The sequence below is a fragment of the Bacillus sp. FSL R5-0434 genome (assembly GCF_038004745.1).
In the GTDB taxonomy this organism is placed as follows: Bacteria; Bacillota; Bacilli; order Bacillales; family Bacillaceae; genus Bacillus; species Bacillus halotolerans.
Map to the genome: position 1 here is coordinate 985,838 of NZ_JBBORV010000001.1, position 15,336 is coordinate 1,001,173.

Annotated in this window: 14 protein-coding genes; 10 read left to right on the forward strand and 4 right to left on the reverse strand. The window is 44.4% G+C overall.

Annotated features, from left to right (window positions below; all coding sequences use genetic code 11):
* Nucleotides 1-21 precede the first annotated feature (21 nt).
* From glpP to NYE43_RS05110, 8 genes are all read left to right on the forward strand, one after another.
* Entirely contained in the window at nt 22-597 is a 576-nt protein-coding gene (glpP, locus tag NYE43_RS05075) for a glycerol uptake operon antiterminator GlpP (protein WP_024120712.1), read from the forward strand.
* 170 nt (nt 598-767) lie between these two features.
* Nucleotides 768-1,592 (forward strand): glycerol uptake facilitator protein GlpF, encoded by an 825-nt coding sequence (gene glpF / locus NYE43_RS05080; protein WP_024120713.1) that lies wholly within the window; start codon nt 768-770, stop codon nt 1,590-1,592.
* Nucleotides 1,593-1,610: 18 nt separating this feature from the next.
* Nucleotides 1,611-3,101: a glycerol kinase GlpK gene (gene glpK, locus NYE43_RS05085; protein WP_024120714.1), complete on the forward strand. Its 1,491-nt coding sequence runs from the start codon at nt 1,611-1,613 to the stop codon at nt 3,099-3,101.
* Nucleotides 3,102-3,245: 144 nt separating this feature from the next.
* Nucleotides 3,246-4,913, forward strand: coding sequence for a glycerol-3-phosphate dehydrogenase (gene glpD / locus NYE43_RS05090; RefSeq protein ID WP_095713746.1), 1,668 nt, complete (start codon nt 3,246-3,248; stop codon nt 4,911-4,913).
* Between the two features lie 133 nt (nt 4,914-5,046).
* Nucleotides 5,047-6,792 carry a phospho-sugar mutase gene (locus NYE43_RS05095; protein ID WP_341061132.1) on the forward strand — a complete coding sequence of 582 codons (1,746 nt, stop codon included), beginning with the start codon at nt 5,047-5,049 and terminating at the stop codon, nt 6,790-6,792.
* Between the two features lie 147 nt (nt 6,793-6,939).
* A complete protein-coding gene (locus NYE43_RS05100) occupies nt 6,940-8,082 on the forward strand; it encodes a GAF domain-containing sensor histidine kinase (protein WP_069486301.1) in 1,143 nt (380 codons plus the stop codon).
* The gene (locus NYE43_RS05105; RefSeq protein WP_127695604.1) at nt 8,079-8,726 is read left to right on the forward strand and encodes a response regulator; all 648 of its coding nucleotides are present in this window, start codon (nt 8,079-8,081) and stop codon (nt 8,724-8,726) included. The genes NYE43_RS05100 and NYE43_RS05105 overlap by 4 nt, the downstream gene beginning before the upstream one ends.
* The gene (locus tag NYE43_RS05110) at nt 8,723-9,247 is read left to right on the forward strand and encodes an NADPH-dependent FMN reductase (RefSeq protein ID WP_024120718.1); all 525 of its coding nucleotides are present in this window, start codon (nt 8,723-8,725) and stop codon (nt 9,245-9,247) included. The genes NYE43_RS05105 and NYE43_RS05110 overlap by 4 nt, the downstream gene beginning before the upstream one ends.
* 15 nt (nt 9,248-9,262) lie before the next feature.
* On the opposite strand, the gene NYE43_RS05115 is transcribed toward NYE43_RS05110, so the two are convergent.
* Complete coding sequence (locus tag NYE43_RS05115) at nt 9,263-9,505, reverse strand: YhdB family protein (RefSeq protein ID WP_024120719.1); 243 nt, start codon at nt 9,503-9,505, stop codon at nt 9,263-9,265.
* Nucleotides 9,506-9,706: 201 nt separating this feature from the next.
* Here NYE43_RS05115 and NYE43_RS05120 point away from each other — a divergent pair, with 201 nt between their 5' ends.
* Entirely contained in the window at nt 9,707-10,030 is a 324-nt protein-coding gene (locus NYE43_RS05120; protein WP_213418462.1) for a YqzG/YhdC family protein, read from the forward strand.
* A gap of 42 nt (nt 10,031-10,072) precedes the next feature.
* Here NYE43_RS05120 and NYE43_RS05125 read toward each other — a convergent pair whose 3' ends face one another.
* The 3 genes from NYE43_RS05125 to NYE43_RS05135 form a co-directional block, all read right to left on the reverse strand.
* On the reverse strand, nt 10,073-11,518 hold the full coding sequence (locus tag NYE43_RS05125; protein ID WP_341061143.1) for a C40 family peptidase: 1,446 nt from the start codon (nt 11,516-11,518) through the stop codon (nt 10,073-10,075).
* A gap of 152 nt (nt 11,519-11,670) precedes the next feature.
* Nucleotides 11,671-12,111: a nitric oxide-sensing transcriptional repressor NsrR gene (gene nsrR, locus NYE43_RS05130; protein WP_010333538.1), complete on the reverse strand. Its 441-nt coding sequence runs from the start codon at nt 12,109-12,111 to the stop codon at nt 11,671-11,673.
* Nucleotides 12,112-12,222: 111 nt separating this feature from the next.
* Nucleotides 12,223-13,755 carry a mechanosensitive ion channel gene (locus tag NYE43_RS05135; protein WP_024120722.1) on the reverse strand — a complete coding sequence of 511 codons (1,533 nt, stop codon included), beginning with the start codon at nt 13,753-13,755 and terminating at the stop codon, nt 12,223-12,225.
* A 166-nt stretch (nt 13,756-13,921) separates the two neighbouring features.
* Between NYE43_RS05135 and spoVR the strand changes: the two genes are divergently transcribed.
* Nucleotides 13,922-15,328, forward strand: coding sequence for a stage V sporulation protein SpoVR (gene spoVR, locus NYE43_RS05140; RefSeq protein WP_024120723.1), 1,407 nt, complete (start codon nt 13,922-13,924; stop codon nt 15,326-15,328).
* Nucleotides 15,329-15,336 lie beyond the last annotated feature (8 nt).

Consider the following 15,336-nt stretch of genomic DNA (forward strand, 5'->3'; position numbering starts at 1 on the left):
GATTTGTTAAAGGAGCACACTATGAGTTTTCACAACCAGCCTATTTTACCGGCTATTCGCAATATGAAGCAATTTGATGAGTTTTTAAACAGCTCGTTTTCGTACGGCGTGATACTTGATATTCATCTCGGACAATTAAAGGGCGTGATCAGAGAGGCGCAAAAGCACGGGAAGAAGATGATGGTGCATGTCGATTTAATCCAAGGGATCAAACATGATGAATACGGAGCGGAATTTATCTGCCAGGATATCAAGCCAGCGGGGATTATCTCAACAAGATCAAACGTGATTGCAAAAGCGAAGCAAAAGAAAATCTATGCGATCCAGCGTTTGTTTCTGCTTGATACAAGCGCAATGGAAAAAAGCATGGAGTTTGTCGGCAAGCATAAGCCTGACTTCATTGAAGTGCTGCCGGGCATCGTGCCGTCACTTATTCAGGAAATTAAAGAGAAAACAGGTATCCCTATCTTTGCGGGAGGTTTCATCCGCACAGAACAAGATGTAGAACAGGCACTGAAAGCTGGTGCCGTTGCTGTCACCACATCTAACACCAAATTATGGAAAAAATATGAAAACTTTTTGACAAAAAGTGATTGACACCGCTTTCATCCACTGATACAATTGAACTAGGTTAATACAATGTGATGGAGAATCCGGAGACCCACAGCAGCTCTTTACGGTAAAAGTTATACATCCGTAAAGCGGTTTGTTGTGGTTTTTTTATACTCTATCATACTTCTTAATCGCAACCTTAGGAGGAATTATCTATGACAGCATTTTGGGGAGAACTAATCGGTACGATGCTGCTTGTTATTTTTGGCGCAGGTGTTTGTGCAGGAGTCAATTTGAAGAAATCGCTTTCATATCAATCTGGCTGGATTGTTGTTGTATTTGGATGGGGATTAGGTGTGGCAATGGCCGCTTATGCGGTCGGCGGCATCAGCGGCGCCCATCTCAATCCCGCGTTAACGATAGCATTAGCTTTTGTTGGTGATTTTCCGTGGAAAGAGGTTCCGGTTTACATTGCGGCGCAAATGATCGGTGCAATGATCGGTGCGGTGATTGTTTACCTTCATTACCTGCCGCATTGGAAGTCTACCGATGATCCCGCTGCCAAGCTGGGTGTTTTTTCAACCGGACCCAGCATTCCGCATACGTTTGCAAACGTTTTAAGTGAGGTTATTGGGACATTTGTCCTTGTGCTTGGAATTTTGGCGATTGGGGCAAATGAGTTTACAGAGGGACTTAACCCTTTAATCGTCGGTTTTCTCATCGTTGCTATCGGTATTTCTCTTGGAGGAACCACGGGATATGCAATTAATCCCGCCCGCGACTTAGGCCCGCGGATTGCCCATGCACTTCTGCCGATTCCGGGGAAAGGCTCATCAAACTGGAAGTACGCATGGGTTCCTGTTGCCGGCCCGATTTTGGGCGGATCATTCGGCGGTGTATTTTACAGCGCAGCGTTTCAGGGGCAGATTACAAGCAGTTTCTGGATTGTAAGCGTTGTTTTGGTTGTGGTATTGTTAGGACTCTATGGCTATACGAAAAAACATGCAGCTAAAACACTATCAAATTCAAAATATATTTAAGCAAAGGGGAGACATCTTATGGAAACTTACATTTTATCCTTAGATCAAGGGACAACAAGTTCAAGAGCGATTCTGTTTAATAAAGAAGGCAAAATCGTTCACTCCGCTCAAAAGGAATTTACACAATACTTCCCGCATCCAGGGTGGGTTGAGCATAATGCAAATGAAATTTGGGGATCTGTCCTTGCTGTTATCGCATCTGTCATTTCTGAATCGGGAATCAGCGCTTCTCAAATTGCCGGAATCGGCATTACCAACCAAAGGGAAACAGCGGTTGTTTGGGATAAGGATACAGGAAAGCCTGTGTATAATGCGATCGTTTGGCAGTCACGACAGACGTCTGGAATCTGCGAGGAGCTTCGTGAAAAAGGATATAATGATACATTCAGAGAGAAAACAGGCCTTTTGATAGATCCATATTTTTCTGGCACGAAGGTGAAATGGATTTTAGACAATGTGGAAGGCGCAAGAGAAAAAGCGGAAAAAGGCGAGCTGTTGTTTGGAACGATTGACACATGGCTCATTTGGAAAATGTCAGGCGGAAAAGCCCACGTGACGGATTATTCCAACGCCTCAAGAACGCTGATGTTTAATATTTACGATTTGAAATGGGACGATGAGCTGCTTGAGATTTTAGGCGTTCCGAAATCAATGCTCCCTGAAGTGAAACCGTCCTCTCATGTGTATGCGGAGACAGTTGATTATCACTTCTTCGGAAAAAATATTCCGATTGCTGGAGCGGCAGGCGACCAGCAGTCCGCGCTGTTCGGCCAGGCGTGCTTTGAAGCAGGCATGGGGAAAAACACATACGGCACAGGATGTTTCATGCTGATGAATACAGGGGAAAAAGCAATTAAGTCGGAACACGGGCTGCTAACAACAATCGCCTGGGGCATTGACGGTAAAGTTGAATATGCTTTAGAAGGAAGTATTTTTGTCGCAGGCTCAGCCATCCAATGGCTCAGAGATGGAATGAGAATGTTCCAGGACTCTTCGCTTAGCGAATCATACGCGGAGAAAGTTGATTCAACTGACGGCGTATATGTCGTTCCGGCCTTTGTCGGCTTGGGAACGCCTTACTGGGACAGCGATGTGCGCGGTTCAGTTTTCGGCCTGACAAGAGGCACAACAAAAGAACATTTTATCCGTGCCACGCTGGAGTCATTGGCTTATCAGACGAAAGATGTGCTTGATGCAATGGAAGCGGATTCTAACATTTCATTGAAAACGCTTCGTGTGGATGGCGGCGCTGTTAAAAATAACTTTTTGATGCAGTTTCAAGGGGATATTTTGGATGTGCCTGTGGAACGACCGGAAATCAATGAAACAACTGCGCTTGGCGCGGCATATTTGGCAGGTATCGCTGTGGGGTTCTGGAAGGATCGTTCTGAAATTATTAACCAGTGGAATCTGGATAAGCGTTTTGAACCTAAATTGGAAGAAGAAAAACGAAATGAGCTGTATACAGGCTGGCAAAAAGCCGTTAAAGCAGCTATGGCTTTTAAATAAAATAAGAGTATGTTATAATGGTTACAAGTTAATAAGAACGGTCCTGAGATGAGGAGAGACCACAGCACCAAAGTGTGAACATGCACTTTGGCTGTTGTGGTCTCTTTTTCTATTTACTTACCGTGACAACAAGGAGGAAACGTAATAATGAAAAATCAATTTTCAAGTCTTGAGCGGGATCGCATGCTGACAGACATGACGAAAAAAACATATGATCTATTTATTATCGGAGGAGGAATTACAGGAGCTGGTACAGCTCTTGACGCGGCATCAAGGGGCATGAAGGTCGCACTCAGCGAAATGCAGGATTTCGCGGCTGGAACATCAAGCAGATCAACAAAATTGGTTCATGGCGGATTGCGCTATTTAAAACAATTTGAAGTGAAAATGGTCGCTGAGGTAGGGAAAGAGCGGGCGATTGTCTATGAAAACGGCCCGCACGTTACCACACCGGAATGGATGCTGCTTCCGTTTCATAAAGGCGGCACATTCGGTTCATTCACAACCTCTATCGGTTTAAGAGTTTATGACTTCTTAGCCGGCGTAAAAAAATCAGAACGCAGAAGTATGCTTTCAGCAAAAGAAACGCTGCAAAAAGAGCCTTTGGTGAAAAAAGACGGCTTAAAAGGCGGCGGCTACTATGTTGAATACCGCACTGACGATGCGAGACTGACAATCGAAGTCATGAAGGAAGCGGTCAAATTCGGGGCAGAGCCTGTGAATTATTCCAAAGTAAAAGAACTCCTTTATGAAAAAGGCAAAGCAGTCGGTGTATTAATTGAAGACGTTTTGACGAAAAAAGAATATAAAGTATACGCGAAAAAAATCGTCAATGCGACAGGCCCTTGGGTAGACCAGCTCAGAGAAAAAGACCATTCTAAAAACGGAAAGCACCTTCAGCATACAAAAGGTATTCACCTTGTATTTGACCAATCTGTCTTTCCTTTGAAACAAGCGGTATATTTCGATACACCGGACGGCCGCATGGTGTTTGCTATTCCGCGTGAAGGCAAAACATACGTGGGCACAACCGATACCGTTTACAAAGAGGCCCTGGAGCATCCGCGCATGACAACTGAGGATCGCGATTACGTCATCAATTCAATCAATTACATGTTCCCGGAACTGAATCTTAAAGCGGATGATATCGAATCAAGCTGGGCTGGTCTGCGTCCGCTCATTCATGAAGAAGGAAAGGACCCTTCCGAGATTTCACGCAAAGATGAAATTTGGACGTCAGATTCAGGCTTGATCACTATTGCCGGCGGTAAGCTGACCGGGTACAGAAAAATGGCGGAGCACATTGTCGATCTTGTTCGTGATCGATTAAAAGAGGAAGGCGAAAAGGATTTCGGCCCATGCAAAACGAAAAACATGCCGATTTCAGGCGGGCACGTCGGCGGTTCTAAAAACCTTGCATCCTTCGTGACGGCGAAAACGAAAGAAGGCATTGCGGCCGGCTTATCAGAAAAAGATGCGAAACAGCTGGCTATCAGATACGGCTCCAACGTAGAGCGTGTCTTTAATCGGGTCGAGGCACTGAAAGACGAGGCTGCGAAGCGAAATATCCCGGTTCATATCCTTGCCGAGGCAGAATACAGCATTGAAGAAGAATTGACTGCAACGCCTGCTGACTTCTTTGTCCGCAGAACGGGACGTTTATTTTTTGATATCAATTGGGTAAAAACATATAAAGACGCCGTTATTGATTTTATGAGCGAGCGATTCCAGTGGGATGAGCAGACGCAAAACAAACATACAGAAAACCTTAACAAGCTATTACACGATGCGGTTGTACCGGTCGAACAATAAAAATAACGGGCTGTCTGCAGCCCGTTTTTTCTTTTATGAGCCAGAAAGCGTCAGATCTCAAGATATCAAGTGACAGAGACGCTCTCTTCATATTAAAATAATGGCATATGGCTGATACATAGGAGGACGAATTATGACTTGGAGAAAGAGCTATGAACGCTGGAAACAGACAGAAAATTTAGATCCTGAATTAAAAAAGCTCCTCACTGAATTAGAGAGGAATGATCAGGCTCTTGAAGACTGCTTCTATAAAAACCTTGAATTCGGAACTGGGGGTATGCGCGGAGAAATTGGCGCCGGTACGAATCGGATGAATATTTACACGGTGCGCAAGGCATCAGCGGGATTTGCGGCATACATCTTGCAGCAGGGTGAGGAAGCGAAAAAACGGGGCGTTGTCATTGCGTATGATTCCCGCCATAAATCACCGGAGTTTGCGATGGAAGCGGCAAAAACGCTTGCTACACAAGGCATCCAAACGTACGTATTTGATGAGCTTCGCCCGACGCCGGAGCTGTCATTCGCTGTCAGACAACTGAACGCTTACGGAGGAATTGTTGTGACGGCTAGCCATAACCCGCCTGAATATAATGGGTACAAAGTGTACGGTGATGACGGCGGCCAGCTGCCTCCGCGTGAAGCAGACATCGTCATTGAGCAGGTAAACGCCATCGAAAATGAACTGACAATCACGGTCGATGATGAAGAAGCGTTAAAAGAAAAAGGCTTAATAAAGATCATCGGTGAAGAGATTGATAAGGTCTATACTGAAAAACTGACATCTATTTCCGTTCATCCTGAGTTATCCGGAGAAGTGGATGTGAAAGTGGTTTTCACTCCGCTGCATGGAACCGCAAACAAACCGGTCAGACGCGGGCTCGAAGCCCTTGGCTATCAAAATGTCACGGTCGTGAAGGAACAGGAACGGCCAGATCCGGACTTTTCAACTGTAACATCTCCGAACCCGGAAGAGCATGCTGCATTTGAATACGCTATTAAGCTCGGCGAAGAGCAAAATGCAGATATTCTTATTGCAACAGATCCGGATGCGGACCGCCTTGGCATTGCGGTGAAAAATGATGAAGGCAAATATACAGTGCTGACAGGAAACCAAACCGGCGCGTTGCTGCTTCATTATTTGCTTTCTGAAAAGAAAAAACAAGGAATCCTGCCTGAGAATGGCGTCGTTCTCAAAACAATCGTAACAAGTGAAATCGGCCGCGATGTCGCATCTTCATTCGGACTCGATACGATTGATACACTGACGGGCTTTAAGTTTATCGGGGAAAAGATTAAACAATACGAAGCCTCAGGCCAGTACACTTTCCAATTCGGATATGAAGAAAGCTATGGTTATTTAATCGGAGATTTCGCCCGCGACAAGGATGCCATTCAGGCCGCACTTTTGGCAGTTGAGGTTTGCGCGTTCTATAAGAAACAAGGAACGTCATTATACGAAGCGTTAATGAATATCTTCAAAGAATATGGTTTTTACCGTGAAGGGCTGAAATCACTGACGCTGAAAGGAAAACAGGGAGCGGAGCAGATTGAAGCGATTCTTGCTTCCTTCAGACAAAATCCGCCGCAAACAATGGCCGGTAAACAGGTTTTCTCAGCAGAGGATTACGCTTTAAGCAAACGGATGGTTTTGACGGAAAATAAAGAAGAAGCCATCGACCTGCCAAAATCAAATGTATTGAAATATTTCTTGGAAGACGGATCTTGGTTCTGCCTCCGTCCTTCTGGTACTGAGCCGAAGGTCAAATTTTATTTCGCCGTAAAAGGAACATCCCTACAAGACAGTGAACAGCGTCTTGCCGCACTTTCTGACGATGTCATGAAGACAGTTGACGAAATTGTCGAAGCAACAGCAAATTAATTCTAAAAAAGCTGGATCACGCAATGTGATCCAGCTTTTTTCTATTTCTCATCCAAAAGTCTGAAAGAAAATCATCCTTCATGTGAAGTAACAATATTCAAAAAACTGGTATAATCTTAGATAATAACCATAGCCGGAGTGAGAGACGTGACCAAACCGAGGGTGGAAAAATTAAGAACGCTGAAAACCATTGCCGAGACTTTGAATCAAGGACACGATGTCAAAGCAACGCTGAATGAAGTTTTAAAAGAATTGCTGAGCTTAACGAATCTTCAGTCTGGATGGATCTTTCTCATTGAAGAGGACGGTTCCTATACGTTAGCAGCAGACGCATACCTGCCGCCTGCTTTAAGCCGCAGGGAAAAAGTGCTGATGTGTGAAGGGGAGTGCTATTGCCTGACGAAATTCAATAACGGCGGACTTAGAAAAGCAGCCAATATTATGAACTGTAAACGCATAGAATCAGCTGAAGAGCTGCATTGTTTTGACACAGAAGGGATTACGCATCATGCAACCGTTCCCTTAGAAGATGGAGACAGACGGTTTGGTTTATTAAATGTGGCGGCGGCTGGAAAGACACTTTTTGATGAGGAGGAGCTTCATTTGCTGGAGGCGGTTGCTTTTCAGATCGGAACGGCGATACAGCGGATGAGACTTGCTGAATACAAACAAAAAAACGCTCTTTTAATGGAGCGGAACCGTCTTGCTCAGGAGCTGCATGATTCAGTCAACCAGATGCTGTTTTCCGTCAGTTTAACAGCAAAAGCGGCAAAGACATTAACACAAGAAGAGACCCTGCAGCAAATGATTGATTTTATTCAAACGTTAACGCAGGACGCGCTGGCTGAAATGAAGTCCTTAATCTGGCAGCTTCGTCCCGGAGGATTGGAAAAAGGGCTGGCTGAAGCCATTAAAAGCTACGGCACTCTGATCGGATTGAATGTCGTCTTTACACAAAAAGGATGTCCGGCCCTTCGTGATGAAGAGGAGCATATGCTGTGGCGTGTCGTGCAGGAAGCCCTCAATAATTGCAAAAAGCATGCCGGGACTGATACAGCGTATGTCAGAATTACTGCTTCTTCGTCCTATGCAGAACTGGATATTATTGATCATGGGGCAGGGTTTCGTTATGAAGCGCACGACGGCCTGCCTTCACTTGGCATCAAAGGAATGAAAGAGCGGGCAGAAAAAGCCGGCGCGGAATTTTTCATTGAGTCAGAGCTTGGAGCTGGCACGAAGCTGTCTGTCAGACTTCCGCTTACCAATCAGAAAGGAAGGACAGTGAGATGAGAATTGTAATAGCGGATGATCACCATGTTGTCCGGAAGGGGCTTCGTTTTTTCTTTGCCACCAAGGACGACATTGAAGTTGTCGGAGAAGCGGCAACCGGAATTGAGGCCCTCCGTGTCATCGAAGAAACAAAGCCTGATCTCGTTCTGATGGATCTGTCGATGCCGGATATGGATGGAATAGCAGCAACAAAAAAAGCAGTACAGCAATTTCCCGGTGTCCATATCGTCGTGCTGACGAGCTACTCTGATCAGGAGCATGTAATCCCTGCGCTTCAGGCAGGAGCGAAGGCGTATCAGCTAAAGGATACGGAGCCGGAGGAATTGGTGAAAACACTGAGACAGGTTGATTCAGGCGAATATATGCTGTCTTCAGCTATTATGCCCCATGTCCTGACACATATGAAAAAACAGAATGAACCGGAAAAAGAAAAATTTTATCAATTAACCCGGCGGGAAAGAGATGTGCTAAACGAAATTGCTTGCGGAAAAAGCAATAAAGAAATCGCAGCATCGTTGTTTATTTCAGAAAAAACAGTAAAAACCCATGTGTCTAATCTTTTAGCAAAGCTTGAGCTGGCGGATCGCACACAAGCAGCGCTTTTTGCAGTGAAATACAACCTGAATGGAGAGACTACAAAGTGAACATATTAGTGATTAGCGGCTCGCCGAGAACACATGGCAGGACAAGAATTGCGGCAGCCTATATTTCATCTGTGTATCAAACGGATTTGATTGATTTGAGCGAATTTATATTGCCGTTATTTAACGGTGAAGCCGAACAGGCCGAGCTTATGCGGGTACAAGAGCTGAAGCAGCGCGTCAGCAAAGCGGATGCGATTGTATTACTATCTCCTGAATATCACAGCGGCATGAGCGGCGCTTTAAAAAATGCACTGGATTTTTTAAGCAGCGAACAATTTAAATATAAGCCAGTAGCTCTTTTGGCAGCAGCAGGCGGCGGAAAAGGCGGAATCAATGCGCTGAACAATATGAGAACCGTGATGCGGGGCTTATATGCCAATGCTATTCCGAGGCAGCTTGTGCTTGATCCGGTAACGATTGATGTGGAAAACGCAACAGTAACGGAACATATGGCGGCCAGCATAAAAGAGCTGATGGAAGAATTGCACATGTTCGCAAATGCAGGAACCCCCGGCGTCTAAACACCGGGGGTTTTTTTATGTGAGAAGCGCTAATTGATCCTCATATGTCAGCTCAGTGGCATGGTCAATATAGCGGAGAAGAGAATACAGCACCTTTTCTAATACAGCATAATCCTGTTCAAAATGGTATGCATGCAAAAAATGCTCAATTCTTTTTGATAACAAATCATCCTCTGTCCGCACCATTAAAATTAATAAATTATCCCATTGGGAACGATGGGTGTAATACAATGCTTTGTCGTAATCAGCATAATCCATATCAATCGCTTCTCCTTTCCTGTGTGAGAAGTTCAGGATTAGTTTATGCCGCATCAGCTGTTATTGACGGGGCAAAACTTGGCGTCTGCGTCAGAACTGGGGTAGCAATATGAGGGAGACATAAAATGAAAATGTCTGAATGAAGCAAGCGGTTTTGGAAAACCTAAGATGAAAATAATCTGGGTACAGGAGACTGAAAACATGAAATCTCTGCCGTATGCCATTGCGCTTCTGTTTTGCGGTTTCATCATCTTATCGATGGCTGCAAAAGGGCATTCAGAAAACATGAACGAGTCTGTTCAAAAGTGGGAACAGCTCGCTTGGAGTAAAATTCAAGATGAATATAAAGTGGCTTCTTTTTCCGATTACGCCTATATGGGGCGGACCGAGGTGAATGATCAGCAGACAAAGGATGTCTTTCGGGTGACCGTCAAACAGAATGATGAAACATTTTCCGTGCGCGCGGAAGTATATTTTCACCCTGTGACAAAACATATGATCAGCATCAATGTGTTTCGTCTTTAATAACAAAACTGTACAGCCGACAAAGGCCATACAGTTTTGTTTTTAGAAATAACGCTTTGCTCCGAGGTAGCGCTGTTTCCAGTATGAGTTGTTCATATTTGAAATGACAACCCCTGAGTCGTTGGCATTAATGAATTCCCCGTTTCCGAGGTAAATCCCGACATGAGAAGGGCCGGCTTTGTATGTCGAAAAGAAGACAAAGTCTCCGACTGCAGGCTGGCTGACAGATTTCATGGTGTTCCAGTAGCCGGCCGCCGTTAATCTGGACACAGATGTCACTTTGTTTAGCGCATAGTAAATGAATCCGCTGCAGTCAAATCCGGCCGGTGTCGTTCCTCCCCAGCGATATGGAACGCCAAGCTGCTCCTTAGCGGCCGCGATCATTTTGTTAATCTTCGCGCTTGTTGAGATCGTGCTGCCTGAAGATCCGGAACTTGAATTTGAAGATGAAGCTTTGCCTGTAATCGTGAGCTTCTGGCCGATTTGTAAGACATCGTTTTTCAAGTTGTTTTTCTCCCGGATCTGCTGGGCTGTCACATTGAACTTTTGAGCGATCACCCATAAGGAATCCCCGCTCTTCACCGTATATGTAGTCGTCGTTGTGCCGGAGCTTGAATTTGACGAAGACGGTGTTGTTGATGTGCCGGAACTTGATTTGCCGGTCAGCTTCAGCACTTGTCCGACGTACAGAACGTCTGATTTCAGATTGTTGCTGTTTCGGATTTGCTGTACAGTCAGGTTATATTTGTTTGCGATCTTCCAAAGTGAGTCTCCGCTTTTTACGGTGTACTTCGTTGTTGCTGATGCTGATTGATTCGATTTGGATGAATTGTCTTTGGATGACGAATTAGAACCCGCTGATTTTGTTTTTAACACTTGATTCACATAAATGGTATCTGATTTTAAATTGTTCAATACCTTCAATTCAGCGATGGACATATTGACTTTGTTCGCGATTTTCCAAAGCGAATCACCTAGCTGCACTTTGTAAGTGCCAGTCGAAGCTGAAGAGCTTGAGCTCGATTTAGATGATTTAGAGCTGCTTGAAGTGCCGGAACTGGAATTTGAAGAAACCTTTCCGGATACTTTTAATTTTTGCCCTGCACGAATCATGTCGCTGCTCAATCCGTTTAACTTTTTCAGTTCCTGTACCGGCATCTTATACTCATTGGCAATCAGCCATAGTGAATCGCCGCTTTTCACTGTGTAAACAGAATTTCCGCTCTTCTTTGCTGTTGAGCCTGAAGAAGATGATGAAGTGCCGGAATTGCTGCCTGGGATGGTAAGCGTCTGGCCGATTGACAGGACGGTAGTCGAAAGATGGTTGGCGGATGTGATGGCCGCTACACTTGTGTTGTAGTTTTGCGCCAGCTTCCATAAGGAATCTCCGCTTTTGACTTTAATCGTTGCTGCTTCAGCGGGTGTAATCGCTAGTGTTGTGCTGACAATCGCGGATGCTGTCAGCCCTGCTGCTAATTTCTTTTTCATCTGAGCTCTCCTTTTTCCCCCAATGATTTTGAATATGCTGTTTCTTTTTTATATCGGCAGATTCAACTCATCGTTTTGCCTTTTTTAAAAATCAGTCATATTATCTTAACAGAAAGCAGGAAAAAGGACATAAAAAAAGAAGGAATCATCAACTATTCCTTCATTTTCAAAAGCTGCATAATTTCCTCTTTGTTTTTGACAAGGTCTCGCAGCGTATATTTGTTTAAAACGGCAAGATAGGCCATAAGCGCTTCATTAAGCACGTGTTTTAAGCCGCACACTGGAGAAATAATGCAGAGATTTCTATTCGCATCAAAACATTCAACAATATTAAAATCGTCTTCTGTTTTTCTGACGACCTCTCCAATATTAATGTCTTCAGGATCCATGCCTAAACGTATGCCGCCTCCACGTCCGCGTATCGTTTCTACATATCCGAGCTGACCGAGCCTGTATATGACTTTCATGAGATGATTTTTTGAAATAGAATACGTTTCGGCGATCTGTTTTATATTTGAAAGTTCTCCGGGACGTTCTGCAGCAAGAAAAATCAAAACTCGTAATGAATAATCTGTATAATTTGTTAACTTCATATTAAGACCTCGGAATAAGACATTTTCTATATCTTATCATAATCTATTATAAAATGAAAAAAAAGGAATTTCCCTAAAAAAGCGTGCACCCTGCTGGGCACACGCATTTTTTTAATTCATGTCATTGGAAGGATTTTGTTTTGAACGGTTTTTCGTATCAACCTCGGTGTTTTGAATTTTGCGTTCGAATTTAGAAAGATAACGTGAAGCAAAATCCTTTCCGCCAAGACCGAATGATAAACCGAATGCAAGTGCGAATCCGCCAAGCACGATGATAAATGCGGAATTGACAATTGTGTCAGCGACTCCGAGCTGATCTAGTGCCATAAAGAAAGCCAGTGCGATGATTGTATACTTTGCAATCGCAGCTAAAGATTTGAACTCCTGACCTTTGATCATGCTGGCCAGTACCTTGCGCACCAATTCTCCGGCGTAAAGGCCGATTCCAAGGATAAATACTGCGACAAGGACATTCGGCAGATACGCGATGATGCCTCCTGCGATCTCAACGAGTAAATGCAGCTGAACAATTTGCAGCGCCTCGGCTGTAAACAGCAGGATCACAATGATTTGCGCAATCATACCGACAACTTGGGAGAGTGACAGCTTTGCGGATGCGCCAGGTTCTACGCCCATTTTTCCTAATAAAGAATCAAATCCTGCACGGCGGAGCAGTCCGGACACCATTGTGTTTACCCATTTTCCGGCCCATATACCGGCTAAAATCAGTACGATGGCGATAATGATATTCGGAAGCATGTTTAAGATGGTATTGAGCATAGAGACGGCTGGCTGAGAAATGCCGGCGACATCAAGACGATCAAGCGCTGAAATGACAACCGGAATTAAAATCAGCACATAAGCAATGGTCCCGATGACAGCTGAAAGGCTTGTATCCTTTAAGTAAATGGATAACCCCATACGAGCAGCGAATCTTTCTGTACCGATGCTTGCTAGGAAATTTGTGATGATGTCACGGACCAGACGGGCGATGAGCCAGCCGATTAAAACGATCAGCGCCGCAGCGAATAATTTCGGCAGAAAAGCGAGTACGCTTTCCGTCATATTTGTAAACGGGCCTGAAATTCCGCTGATATTCAGTGAAGATAAGACTCCCGGCAAGAATATGAGCAGCACGAGGTAAAAGACAATTTGTGAAGCGGCGTTAACTGCCTGGTGAATATCTTTCCCTTCAGATACCAAGTTCCATTTGCGCAGTTTTTCGCTCGTGTTCAGCTTCATCCCGATTTTTTTGACAAGAAAGCTTAACACAGAAGCTGCCGCCCAGCCTAACAGCAGAATCAATCCGGCCTTCAGCACGCTCGGAACAGCTGCTGCAATAGCAGAAAGCATGCTGACAAAAGGCGAAGCCACTGTTGTCAGGTGCAAAATGTTAAAGAATAAAATAAAGACGATAATCAAAGCGATAAAATAAACGACCTTGCTTACGATTTTTTCCGATGAATAGCGTGACGGCTTTTTCTCAGCAAAGATCTTGTCGTCGATTTTTGTTTTTCTGAGCCCTTTGTACACCGCTTTTTCAATGATTTTGGCGATAGCCCATCCGATTAATAAGACAAGCAAAGCAATGATGAGGTTTGGCAATTTACTGAGATAAGAAGAAAACATGTCTGCTGCGTTCAATTGGTATCGCTCCTTTTTTTCGTAATATGGTCTGTTTTTACCCACTGACACATTTGGCAAACAAGCCAATGTGCAGGGCAAGTTTTTTTCAGGCGGAAATGTGACTTATCATCTTTTATCAGGCGGGCTCATACATTATAGATAAGTCCAAGTAGGGGGGATTCGGTTGAACGCGGAGGAGAAAAAGGGATTACAGCGGGCAATTGAGGAAATTACCGAAGTTGCAAAAGGATTCGGCCTTGATTTCTATCCGATGAGATATGAAATCTGCCCGGCTGAAATTATTTATACATTCGGCGCGTACGGGATGCCGACAAGATTCAGCCACTGGAGCTTCGGGAAACAGTTTCACAAAATGAAACTGCATTATGACCTTGGATTAAGCAAAATTTATGAGCTTGTCATTAACTCAGACCCATGCTACGCCTTTTTGCTGGACAGCAATTCACTGATTCAAAATAAATTGATTGTCGCCCATGTACTCGCCCACTGTGACTTTTTCAAAAACAACTGCCGCTTCCAAAACACGAAGCGTGACATGGTGGAAAGCATGGCGGCAACGGCGGAGCGGATTAAGTATTATGAACGGATTCACGGAATAAAGGAAGTGGAGGCCTTTTTAGACGCGATCCTTTCAATCCAGGAGCATATCGATCCTTCTTTGGTGCGTCCGAAGCTCCAGTGGAGTGTGGATGATGAGGAAGAAGAGTTTGAGGAAATGGCTACGCCGTACGATGATCTATGGAATTTAGATGGAAAGAAACCGAGAAAACAACTGAAAAAATCAAAAAAACCTTTCCCGCCGCGGCCCGAGAAAGATATTCTGCTTTTTATTGAAGAGCATTCAAGGGAACTTGAGCCGTGGCAGCGTGATATTTTGACGATGATGAGAGAAGAAATGCTTTATTTTTGGCCTCAGCTGGAAACGAAAATTATGAATGAAGGATGGGCCTCATACTGGCATCAAAGAATTATCCGGGAGCTTGATTTAACCTCTGATGAAGCGATAGAGTTCGCCAAGCTGAATGCCGGGGTTGTCCAGCCGTCAAAAACGGGAATCAACCCTTATTATTTGGGACTGAAGATTTTTGAAGATATTGAGGAACGGTATAACAATCCGACTGAGGAAATGAAGAAAATGGGCGTCAAGCCGAACTCAGGCCGGGAGAAAATGTTTGAGGTCAGAGAGATTGAATCAGATATCTCATTCATCCGCAATTATTTAACAAAAGATTTAGTGATGCGCGAGGATCTTTACCTGTTCCAAAAGCAGGGCAGAGACTACAAAATCGTCGATAAAGAGTGGGAGGCTGTCCGCGATCAGCTTGTGAGCATGCGGGTAAACGGAGGATTTCCGTATTTGACAGTAAACGAAGGCGATTATCTGAAAAATAACGAGCTCTTAATTAAGCATTGGTATGAGGGCATAGAACTGGATTTGAAATACTTGGAGAAAGTGCTTCCTTATTTATACCAGCTGTGGGGAAGAAGCGTGCATATCGAATCTGTGCTGGAGGATAAGCAAGTGATGTTTTCGTATGACGGAAAAGGGGTTCACCGCAGGTATTTATAAGAAAAAAG